Source organism: Herminiimonas sp., assembly GCF_030645555.1.
Taxonomy (GTDB): domain Bacteria; phylum Pseudomonadota; class Gammaproteobacteria; order Burkholderiales; family Burkholderiaceae_D; genus Oxalicibacterium.
In genome coordinates this window covers 1-10,969 of the sequence record NZ_JAUSME010000092.1, presented here as the reverse complement: position 1 = coordinate 10,969, position 10,969 = coordinate 1, and the positions used below count along the sequence as shown (strand labels likewise).

The 10,969-nt window shown below is 56.3% G+C and carries 11 protein-coding genes and 1 pseudogene; 3 read left to right on the top strand and 9 right to left on the bottom strand.

Annotated features, from left to right (window positions below; all coding sequences use genetic code 11):
- Positions 1-182 precede the first annotated feature (182 nt).
- Both Q7T06_RS03660 and Q7T06_RS03655 read left to right on the top strand, forming a co-directional pair.
- The gene (locus Q7T06_RS03660) at positions 183-542 is read left to right on the top strand and encodes a hypothetical protein (RefSeq protein WP_304780323.1); all 360 of its coding nucleotides are present in this window, start codon (positions 183-185) and stop codon (positions 540-542) included.
- 301 nt (positions 543-843) lie between these two features.
- Positions 844-1,596 carry a hypothetical protein gene (locus tag Q7T06_RS03655; protein ID WP_304780320.1) on the top strand — a complete coding sequence of 251 codons (753 nt, stop codon included), beginning with the start codon at positions 844-846 and terminating at the stop codon, positions 1,594-1,596.
- 94 nt (positions 1,597-1,690) lie between these two features.
- Here the strand turns inward: Q7T06_RS03655 and Q7T06_RS03650 are convergent, their stop codons facing one another.
- The 5 genes from Q7T06_RS03650 to Q7T06_RS03630 form a co-directional block, all read right to left on the bottom strand.
- Positions 1,691-2,695 (bottom strand): ABC transporter ATP-binding protein, encoded by a 1,005-nt coding sequence (locus Q7T06_RS03650; RefSeq protein ID WP_304780317.1) that lies wholly within the window; start codon positions 2,693-2,695, stop codon positions 1,691-1,693.
- Entirely contained in the window at positions 2,692-3,747 is a 1,056-nt protein-coding gene (locus Q7T06_RS03645) for an ABC transporter ATP-binding protein (protein WP_304780315.1), read from the bottom strand. The genes Q7T06_RS03650 and Q7T06_RS03645 overlap by 4 nt, the downstream gene beginning before the upstream one ends.
- An 11-nt stretch (positions 3,748-3,758) precedes the next feature.
- Positions 3,759-4,655: an ABC transporter permease gene (locus Q7T06_RS03640; protein WP_304780312.1), complete on the bottom strand. Its 897-nt coding sequence runs from the start codon at positions 4,653-4,655 to the stop codon at positions 3,759-3,761.
- Between the two features lie 22 nt (positions 4,656-4,677).
- Positions 4,678-5,628 (bottom strand): ABC transporter permease, encoded by a 951-nt coding sequence (locus Q7T06_RS03635; RefSeq protein WP_304780308.1) that lies wholly within the window; start codon positions 5,626-5,628, stop codon positions 4,678-4,680.
- Between the two features lie 106 nt (positions 5,629-5,734).
- Positions 5,735-7,342: an ABC transporter substrate-binding protein gene (locus Q7T06_RS03630; RefSeq protein WP_304780306.1), complete on the bottom strand. Its 1,608-nt coding sequence runs from the start codon at positions 7,340-7,342 to the stop codon at positions 5,735-5,737.
- A 37-nt stretch (positions 7,343-7,379) separates the two neighbouring features.
- Here Q7T06_RS03630 and Q7T06_RS03625 point away from each other — a divergent pair, with 37 nt between their 5' ends.
- On the top strand, positions 7,380-7,655 hold the full coding sequence (locus Q7T06_RS03625) for a hypothetical protein (RefSeq protein WP_304780302.1): 276 nt from the start codon (positions 7,380-7,382) through the stop codon (positions 7,653-7,655).
- Between the two features lie 13 nt (positions 7,656-7,668).
- Here Q7T06_RS03625 and Q7T06_RS03620 read toward each other — a convergent pair whose 3' ends face one another.
- The 4 genes and pseudogenes from Q7T06_RS03620 to Q7T06_RS03605 all read right to left on the bottom strand — a co-directional run.
- Positions 7,669-8,835, bottom strand: a complete 1,167-nt coding sequence (locus tag Q7T06_RS03620; protein WP_304780299.1) for a cystathionine beta-lyase — start codon at positions 8,833-8,835, stop codon at positions 7,669-7,671.
- A gap of 19 nt (positions 8,836-8,854) precedes the next feature.
- Complete coding sequence (locus Q7T06_RS03615; protein ID WP_304780296.1) at positions 8,855-9,376, bottom strand: hypothetical protein; 522 nt, start codon at positions 9,374-9,376, stop codon at positions 8,855-8,857.
- Entirely contained in the window at positions 9,376-10,740 is a 1,365-nt protein-coding gene (gene rimO, locus Q7T06_RS03610; protein WP_304780293.1) for a 30S ribosomal protein S12 methylthiotransferase RimO, read from the bottom strand. Before rimO ends, Q7T06_RS03615 begins: the two co-directional genes overlap by 1 nt.
- Positions 10,741-10,862: 122 nt before the next feature.
- Positions 10,863-10,969 (bottom strand): annotated as a pseudogene (locus Q7T06_RS03605) (polyhydroxyalkanoate synthesis repressor PhaR); the annotation flags it as partial.

Genomic DNA, 10,969 nt, shown 5'->3' with positions numbered 1-10,969 from the left:
GTGACGCTGCAAGCGTATGTGATACCTTTCACCTACATGGTCGTCAAGTAAGCTGCACTCGCAAGAAGAAAAACGGGACCCTGCGTGGGTCCCGTTTTTTTTGGGCAGCAGAACAGGCCGGTAAATGGAACTTTGTTTGCCGGCAATCGATCTGACAGCTTGAACACTCACAAGGGCCAGACATGAATCAAGAACTTGTTTTAGACAATACGCTGCAATCGGCAAAAAATCTCGCCTGGTGGCTGTATATCGCCCACGCTGCCAGCCTGATATTTTCGCTGGGTTTATTTTCCTTCATCCCGCTGATCATCAATTACGTCAAGCGTGAAGATGCGGCCAATACCTTTGTCTACAGCCACCACGGCTGGCAGATACGTTCGTTCTGGTGGTATCTGGTGTGGATGACGCTCGGCGGTATTTTGTTCCTGACCATTTTCGGCATTCCGGCAGCCTTCCTGGTCTGGGCCCTGGCCTGGCTATGGAAGCTCTATCGCGAAATCAAGGGCATCGTCGATTTGAACGACAACAAGACCATGCCTTGAGTGCGCAGAACTTCATCAATAAAAAAGCATCCATCCGGATGCTTTTTTATTTCGTTATTTTTGCTTTCCTCACAGCTTCAATCAGCTCAAGAACTGATCCCTGCACGAAAATCAGTACACGCTGCCTGCAATAGGCAAGACTGGTTTGCTTTCTCGCTTAAATTTACTTATGCTGTAAATCAAAAGACGAGTAAGGAATCGCAGCCTGGGTTATTGCAATTCGCAGGAAGTTTAAAAAAAAACAGGCTTTAGCAACATCCGGCTTTATTCAGTAATCCGATCACTTGCTTCATTCATCGCGATGAATACTTTTGGCCCAAGACAGGTTGAGGCATCCAGCTGGCGCCGCTGGCTCAGCGAAGCATTGCACTTATCCAGCCAGCATTTCATACTGAATGTCGTCCTCGTTCTTTTCACACTCGGTGTGGCCAGCCAGTTCCCTGCACTGGTGCTGACGATTATTTCTCCCGTCCTGGTCGGCGCCTTTGTCCTCGTGGCATATAGCGCAGATGCATCCATATCGATTGCAAAGATACTCAAATCATCGCCCTTGTCCCTGTTGCGCATCCTGTTTTGCTCGACAGCTACGGTACTGACGCTGAGCATGTCGATGTTCATCATTCTTCTTATTATTCAAGGCAGCGCTATTCCCTCCGGAGAGCCCTCTGTCTATGTTGAGAAATCGCATGAAATTAGTGAGTTCATGACAGGGTCAAAGGCGCTGTTTTCCATCGGCATCTGGTTACTGGTGATCCTGCCCTGGTTTGCAATCCCGCTCATCGTATGTACCGATCTTCCGCTTAGGCTGTGTCTGGATCACACCTTCAAGGCTTTCAATCAAAACAAATTTGTTGTCATCGTCGTCTTTGTCTGTGCCTTGTTATTGATGGCCGGTGCCCTGCTCCACGGTCTTACCGTGGTGCCGCTGTATCCTATATTAGGTGGCATTCTGTACGCCTCGTACCGACACATTTTCCTCGGCCTTCCACCACTGAAAACTGCCAGTGCAAAGGTAAAACTGCCGGGCTTCGTGCGCAGTCTGCAAGGCAAGTAGACTTGCGATAACAAGGCCATGCCTCAAGTACACCTAGCGTCATCAATAAAAAAGCATCCTGATGGATGCTTTTTTAATTTTATGCTACACAGCTTTAAACGGCGACCGCTGCTTCGGCATCATTCTTTACTACCAGCGGCACAACCGGATGCCAGCACGCCAAACGCTCACCACCAGCAGAAACAATTGCCGGTCTCTCTCTCAAACAACGCTCGCTCGCATTATCGCAACGCAGTGCGAAGCTGCAACCCGGCGGCAATGCAGCGAGATTTGGCGGTGCACCGCGCACAGCCGGCAAAGGCTTGCCGCGATTATCATGACTGACCGTCGATGCCAGCAAACCCGCCGTGTAAGGATGACGCGGTGTGGTGACGATACCTTTGACCGTGTTTTCTTCGACAATGCGACCGCCGTACATGACCGCGATGCGATCGGCGACTTCGACGGCTGCGCCTATGTCATGCGTGACAAAAATGACGGACATGCCTGTCTCTTTTTGCAATTCGCGCAGCAGCAGCAAAATCTGGATCTGCACCGATGCGTCGAGCGCCGTCGTCGGCTCGTCGGCCAGCAAAAGTTTCGGCTTGCAAGCCAGCGCCAGCGCAATCATCGCGCGTTGCCGCATGCCGCCCGACAGTTCATGCGGGTAGGCATCGTAGCGACGGCGCGATTGTGGAATCTGTACCCGATCCAGCATCTGCAAGGCGCGTTGCATCGCAGCGTCCTGACTCACAGCTTCGTGAGCACGTATCGCTTCGGTAATTTGCTGGCCTACCGTATAGACCGGATCGAAAGCCAGCCCCGGCTCCTGAAAAATCATAGAAGTCGTGCCGCCGCGATACATCTCCAGCGCGCGACCTTTCAATGCCAGCACATCCTGTCCATCGACTTCGATCTGGCCGCTGATACGCGTCGTGCGCTGCGGATGCAGGCGCAACAAGGTACGCAAGGTAACGCTCTTGCCGGAACCGGATTCCCCCAGCAAACCCAGTACTTCTCCAGCCTGCAAATCGAAGCTGACATGATCGAGCGCATTGGCGCGCCGGTTGCCGTGAAACTCCACGCTTAAATCGCGTACTGATACCAAAGGCTTGTTCATGCAGCCACCTCTTCGATTGCTTTCGTGTGGCCGGAAACCGGATCGTTCATATGACATGCGACTGCGTGTCCTGCGCCATTCGCAACCTGCAATAGCGCAGGGATTTGCGCTGAGCAAACAGCTTCTGCATGCGGGCAACGTTCGCGGAAGCGACAACCACTAGGAGGATTAATCGGATTCGGTGGGTCGCCAGCCAGCGGTGAATGCTGGGTACGATTGTCCGGATCCATAGACGGCACGGCCGACAATAAAGCAGTCGTATAAGGATGACGTGCGCTGCCATAAATCTGCTCGACCGGCCCCATCTCAACCACCTGCCCCATGTACATCACCATCACATCGTCACTGATGTAATGCACGACGTGCAAATCATGCGAGATGAACAGATAAGTCAGATCGTGTTCAGCCTTCAACTCCTGCAGCAGATTCAAGACTTGTGCTTGCACCGATTTATCCAGTGCCGCCACGGCTTCATCGAGGATCACCAGACGCGGCTGAAATGCCAGCGCACGTGCGATGTTGACGCGCTGGCGCTGGCCGCCCGACAGTTCATGCGGGTAACGCGCTGCGAATTGCGCAGGCTCCAGACCGACGCGTGCCAGCAAGGCGCGCGCACGCGCGTTCGCAGCCTCCTTCGATACGCCATGTACCAGCGGGCCGTAAGCTACGGTATCGCCTATCGTCAGGCGCGGATTGAGCGAAGCGAAAGAATCCTGGAACACCATCTGCAGATTGCGGCGGAATTCCTTGAACTCGATACCGCCGAATTCAGCCACACCGTCGCCATCGAAAATCATGTTGCCGCTATCCGGGTTGATCAAGCGCGCGACCAAGCGTGCGGTCGTCGATTTGCCGCAACCGGATTCGCCGACTATGCCTAGCGTCTTGCCCTTGGCAACCGAGAAGCTGACGCCATCAACGGCATGCACGAATTTTTTCTCGCGCTGCAAAATGCCGCCGCGTACGGGAAAATATTTTTTCAAATTCTTGACCACCAGCAGCGGCTGCGCAGGACCACCGCGATCAACTGGATTAGCTACAGGAAGGTTCATGTCATCAGGTTTCATCGGCGGATATCCATGGCTGAACGAACGCCGTCTGCCAACAAGTTAAAGGCAATCGACGTCATGAAAATAAACAAGCCTGGCAATGCGGCAACCCAGGGATTGCGGAAAATTGCCGAGCGCAAGGTGTTGAGCATCAAGCCCCACTCCGGTTCAGGCGGACGTACACCCAGACCCAAGAACGACAAACCTGCTGCGAGTATCATGCTGACACTGAGCAAACCGGTGGCATACACGAACACCGGTCCCAGCACATTGCCGAGCACATGTACGCGGATGATAGAGAACGCACTGGCACCGCTCATGCGTGCCGCTTCGATGTAGTCGAGCTTGCGTACTTGTGTGGTGACGCTTTCTGCGACACGCACGATCTGTGGCACGAATACCAGCGTAAGGGCCAGGATGCTGTTGCTCATGCCAGGTCCAAGCGCGCCGGAAATCGCCACCGCCAGCAATACTGATGGGAACGCGTAGAACACATCGAGTACGCGCATGATGATCATGTTGAGCTTGCCGCCCACATAACCGGCCAGCAGACCGATAGAGGTGCCGATGCCGAATGCAGCCAGCACCGGCAGCACGCCCATCGTCAATGACAATCGTCCGCCATACATCAGGCGCGTCAGCATGTCGCGACCGAGTTCATCGGTACCGAACCAGTGCCCTTCGCTGCCGATAGGCAGCAGGCGCCGTATCATGCTGCCCTTGAATGGATCCGTCGATGACAGCCACGGTGCAAACACTGCGGCACCGACGATCAGCAAGATCACCAACGCGGCACCCATTGCCACAGGGTCGCGCAGCAGTTGACGTAGAACCGTGGTCCAGTAACCGCGCGGTTGCGCTGTCACGACAGGCATCGCCGGTTGCGGAAAAAATTGTATAGAAGAAGCCATGGTTTAACCTTTCAAGCGCTTTTCAGCGACCCATGCGGGGATCAAGTAGCGGTTGCAAAATGTCGACCAGCAAATTGAGTGCGACGAAGAACATGCACAGCACGAGTATCGTGCCTTGCAACAGCGGCATATCGCGCTGGAAGATGGCGGTATTGAGCAGGAAGCCGGTACCCGGCCAGGCGAAAACGGTTTCCACCAGTATCGAACCGCCCATCAGGTAACCAATTTGCAAACCAGTGACAGCCAGCACAGTGGGTGCGGTGTTCTTGGCGATGTGGCGGAAGATCGCGCCATTGCTGAGACCACGTGCACGCAGCGCGACCACAAATTCCTGCTCCAGCATTTCAGCGACCAGTGCACGCACGGTGCGTGTGATGATGCCCATAGGGATCACCGATAGCGTGATTGCCGGCAATACCAGATAGCGGAAATGCTCGAGGTCCCATGCCCAATCAGACGAGCCGCCCGGTCCGGCGCCCATCGCGGGAAACCAACCCAATTGAGTTGAAAAAATAATGGTCAGCACCAGACCCAGCCAGTAATGCGGCACGCTCACACCGATCACGGAGATAAACGTGGCGATACGATCTATCCAGCTGCCGTGCCAGTAACCGGCCAGCGCACCCAGGATGCAACCGGCGAGCACGCCGGCAAGACCAGCGACGCCGGCCAGCAGTAGCGTGTTGCTGACCGCGCTCATGACTTCAGTGACCACTTCGCGGCCCGAAGCGATCGAGGTACCCAGATCGCCCTGCACCGCGCGCAACAGCCACATGCCGTATTGCACCGGCACCGGCTTGTCGAGCCCGTAGGCGCTCTTGAGCGCGGCAATCACATCCGCAGGTGCATCGGCAGGCGCGATCGCATTCAGCGGATCGCCAGGCGCCAGGTACACCAGCATGAAAGACAACACCGTCACACTCAAGGCAATCGGAATCGCGTAAAGGAGGCGTTTCAAAATATAAGAGAACATGGACAGCTTTCAACAATACAAGCATCAGAAAAACAGCGATTGCAAACAGCAATGAAACGCTAAAACAGGGGCGAAGCACAGATGCAGGCTGCCTCGCCCCGCGGTATTACATGCGGATCGTGGTCAGATCCTGGAACCAGTGCTGCGCCTGCACGAAGCCTTTTACTTTCGGCGAAATCGCGTGCGGGTTCACGTCATGCACGACCCACAGCATCAATGCATCGTCGACCATGGTCTGGTGCACTTGCGCCAGCAGCTTGTCTTGCGTCTTGACGTCGAAGCTGGTGCGTATCTGATTCAGCGTTGCATCCATCTTCGGATTGGCATAGCCGCCCCAGTTGACGCCGTTCGGCGCGATATAGCGGCTGTCGACAAAACGCGTCAGCGCGTAGAAAGGATCTGCCGTCACGTAACCGAGGTTGATGGCGGTCACACCCTTGCTGGCGTTGATGTCGCCCTTGGCACCGCTGCGCCATTTCAGGTACAGGGTTTCCAGTTCGACGACTTCAAATTCGATCTGGATGCCGATCTCGGCCAGGCTTTGCTGGATGTATTCATTCATCGGCAGCGACAGCATCTGACCGGTGCCGCCCTGGGCGATCGCAATCTTCGCTTTCAAGGGCTTGCTCGGGCCGTAACCTGCCTGCGCCATCAAGGCACGTGCTGCAGCGAGGTCATACTTGATCTTGAAGGTCGGCTTGCCGAACCATGTGCTGGTCGCATCCAGTTGACCCACTGCAGGCACTGCCAGGCCATTCATCAGCGCCACGATGCCTTCACGATCGATCGCCAGATTGGCAGCCTTGCGCACCCGGATGTCGGTCCATGGCGAACCCGGGAAGGTGCTGAAGTGATACGGCCATACGTGCGGCGTGACGTTCTTCACCAGCTTGAAGCCGGAAGACTTCAATTGCGGCAGCACATCAGGCGGTGGCGTTTCAATAATGTCGACCTGGCCGTTGAGCAAGGCATTGGCGCGGGTCAGCGCATCAGGGATAGGCAACAGGACGATGCGATCGGTTTTGGCGATGCGGGTCTTGTCCCAGTATGCGGCGTTCTTGACCAGTTCAGCGCGTTCGCGTGGCACCAGCTTGTCCAGCTTGAAAGGACCGGTACCCGAAGCCTGCGAGGCAAACTTGTTCCAGTCGCGGCCGACTTTTTCCCACTGTGCCGGGCTGGAAACCAGGAACCATGGCAACTGGTAAGGGAACAGTGCATCGACATCCTTGGTCGTGATTTCGACGACGTAATCGCTGACCTTTTTATAGGAAGCGATCGATGGAATGCGCGGACGGACCTGGGCACTTTGCTTGGCATCGAACTGCGGCGATTTGTCGGCCAGGACTTTATCCAGGTTCCAGATCACGGCATCGGCCTTGAAGTCCGAGCCGTCATGGAATTTCACGCCCTGACGCAGCGTAAAGGTCCACTTCTTGTTGTCTGCCGGATCGACTTTCCAGGCGGTCGCCAGGCCGGCAATCAGCTTGCCCGGACGCGAGTCTATATTCGCTTCCCATGCCACCAGCGGATCGTAAATGGTGTGGCCGGTGAATTGATAGGCACCGGCACCGCGATCAGGCTGGCCTGTAGTCAGCGGAATGTCCGCCATTGAAATACCGTAACGGGCAACCGTTTCGGCGTGCAGACCCGAGTGCAGCGAGAGGGCTAGAGGAACAGCCGTCAGCAAGCGGGGAATCCATTTATACGAACGCATGGCAATCTCCATTTAAAGGACACAAAAAGGATGTGACATGTCAGATATAAGCATGTCGCATGCCAGTTCGTCGCTTTATCGGAAAATCCCAATAAAAATGCGCTTATCAGAGCATTTTGGCTACGGTCGAAGTCAGCTGCCGGTTCTCTTTGTCAGAGTTCGTAAGATGCCTGTAAGCAAAAGCACCGTTTTGGAACAAGCCTGCCCCATCATGGGAAACAGATGTGTAATTGCCATCGATTTGCATGGAACAGGCAGATTTTTTCGCGCACAAGCCTGGCTGCGCTATCGCGGAAATAAAAAAGCATCCTGATGGATGCTTTTGTTTAGAGTGCGGCAAACGCCTGTTTGATATCGGCTATCAAATCATCGGGATCTTCCAGTCCGATGTTCAGGCGCACCAACTGCCCCTGATGCGGCCAGTTGTCGCGCATGTTCTGCATCCGGTACGGCACGCACAGGCTGTTGGCGCCGCCCCAGCTGAAACCGATCTTGAACAGTTGCAGGCTGTCGACAAAACGAGCGGTCTGCGCTTCACTGTAACGCGGGTCGAACAATACGGAAAACAAGCCGCCGGCAGCGGTGAAGTCACGCTGCCAGATGTCATGTCCCGGGCATTCCGGCAGTGCGGGATGCAGGACGGTGGCAATCTCCGGCCGCGTCTGCAGCCAGACTGCAATCTTGCGCGCAGCGGCATCGTGCGCATCGAAACGCAGCTTCATCGTCGGCAAACTGCGCAGCACCAGATAACTGTCATCGGCACTGACGCCAAAGCCGAGCCGCATGTGCGCCAGTTCCAGGCTGTGCTGCAAGGCTGGATCCTGCGTGATGACCGCGCCCATCAAGACATCCGAGCCGCCGGACTGATACTTGGTCAGCGCCTGCATCACGATATCGACGCCCAGATCGAATGCGCGCAAGGCGATCCCGGCCGACCAGGTATTGTCGAGCGCAACCAGCACGCCTTTGGCATGCGCCGCCTGACAGATGGCAGGCAGGTCAGGCACTTCCATCGACACCGAGCCCGGCGCTTCGGTCCAGATCAGTCGGGTGTTCGGCAGGATCAGTTCGGCGATGCCGCTGCCTATCAAGGGATCGTAATAACGTGCGCCTATGCCGAAATCCTGCGCCAGCCAGTTGGCCAGTTCGCGATTCGGATTGTAGACATTGTCAGGGATCAGTACATCGTCACCCGCCTTGAGGAAGGCAAAGTCGACCATCGCGATTGCCGACAAGCCGCTGGGCGCCAGCAGGCAATGCTTGCCGTCTTCTATCGCGGCCAGGCGTGCTTCGAGCGTGAAGGTGGTCGGCGTGCCGTGCAAGCCGTAGGTATATGCAGTCTTGTCCTGCCAGTTGCGCGAGCGCATGCTGGCCACATCCTTGAACAATACCGTCGATGCGTGATGTATCGCCTGCGGCAATGCGGCGAAACCTGCGGGTGCTACATAATCATTGTGGATCAGGGCGGTCTGGAACGAGGGGCGATCAGTCACGCGAGTCTCCAGTGATTAATTACGGTTTGCCAGCCTTGGCCGCAGCTTTTTTGCCATTGCGCGCTGGCGTCGCGGGCTTGAGCGGCACCACTTTCAGCGAAAACGGTTTGGTGAAGGAACCGTCAGCCGACATCCAGCTGCCCGCCAGGATATCGCCTTCCAGCTTGCCATCCCATTGGCCGGAAATATTGGTGCCGTTCTCGGATTCTTCCATGAACAGGATATCGCCTTCGATTTCACCCGCCAGCAGGATCTGCGCGGTATTGCCGAAGATGAAATATTCACCTTCTATGCCCTCATCGATTTCTGCCTTGGGGCGTATCTGGACTTGCACATTCACGTCGCCCAGGGTGCCGCGCAAAAGCACAGGCTTGAGGAAAAGCGCGGGGATGGCCGGTGCTGCTGGAGACACTGCCACCGCGGGCGCCTCAGGCGTCGCCGCAGTCGGTGTCGCTACCGGCGCCTTGGTCGCAGCAGCTACGCTGCCGCTGGAACATGTCAGCGCGGCGATCAGCGTCACGGCAAATAAACCTTGCATCATCATGCCTCCGCCCACAGGTCATGCGCATCGGCTGCCGTGATCTTGACATCGACGAATTCGCCGACCTGCAATTTCAGGTGCGGCTCGTACGGCGGCTTCACATAAACCACGCCATCGATTTCCGGCGCATCGGCGCCTGAACGGGCGGTCGCCTCACCGGTACGACTGACGGCATCGACCAACACGCGCATCGTCTTGCCGATTTTTGCCTGCAGGCGTTTTTTCGAGATTTCTTCCTGCAGCAGCATGACGCGGCCGCGGCGTTCTTCACGCACTTCTTCCGGCACTGCATTCGGAATATCGTTGGCGGTAGCGCCTGCTACCGGCGAATAGGCAAAGCAGCCTAATCGATCGATTTCCGCTTCCTTCAGGAAGTCGAGCAGGTATTCAAATTCCGCTTCCGTCTCGCCCGGGAAGCCGGCAATGAAAGTCGAGCGTATCGTCAGATCAGGACACATCGCGCGCCAGGCCTGGATGCGCTCGATATTCTTTTCGCCGCTGGCCGGGCGCTTCATGCGCTTCAACACATCCGGATGCGCGTGCTGCAGCGGCACATCCAGATACGGCAGGATCTTACCCTCGGCCATCATAGGAATGATCGCATCGACATGTGGATACGGATAGACGTAATGCAGGCGCACCCAGGCGCCGTACTGTGAAGCCAACTCACCGAGCGCCTCCACCAGTTGCGTCATGTGCGTCTTGACCGGCTTGCCGTTCCAGAAGCCCATGCGGAATTTGACATCCACGCCATAGGCGCTGGTGTCTTGCGAAATGACCAGCAATTCCTTGACGCCGGCCTTGAACAGGTTTTCCGCCTCCATCATCACATCGGCTATCGGGCGCGATACCAGATCACCGCGCATCGACGGGATTATGCAGAAGCTGCAGCGGTGATTGCAGCCTTCGGAAATTTTCAGGTAGGCGTAATGTTTCGGCGTCAGCTTGACGCCTTGCGGAGGCAGCAAATCGAGGAAAGGCGCATGCGGCTTGGGCATGTGCAGATGCACCGCATCCATCACTTCGCCCAGCGCGTGCGGGCCGGTCACGGCCAGCACTTTCGGATGCACCTTGAGGATGATGTCGTCGCCGGCAGCATCCTTCTTCGCGCCCAGGCAGCCGGTGACGATGACCTTGCCGTTTTCATGCAGTGCTTCGCCGATTGCATCCAGCGATTCCTGCACGGCGGCATCGATGAAGCCGCAGGTATTGACGATCACCAGATCCGCACCGTCGTAGGACTTGGCGGTGTCATAGCCTTCGGCGCGCAACTGGGTAAGAATTTGTTCTGAGTCGACCAGGGCTTTCGGGCATCCGAGGGAAACGAAGCCGATTTTTGGTGTTGCTTGAAGAGCATTGGTCATAGCGGGGCGGGTAAAAAGCGTGGAGTTTGGTGCAAACTAAGCGAAGCCGCTATTGTACCCTTTTGCCCGCCCCGCCTGCCACTTGGCGTGGCGCGCGGGGCCGGGTGCCGCCACATCCTGTTTTACTTGTTGTTTTTATCGCCAGGCGGAGCCGGTGGCGCGAAAGGAAAGGCACCGAACATGTTCTTCGACTGGGTCTGCATCTGCTCCTGCATCTGCACGAACAGGC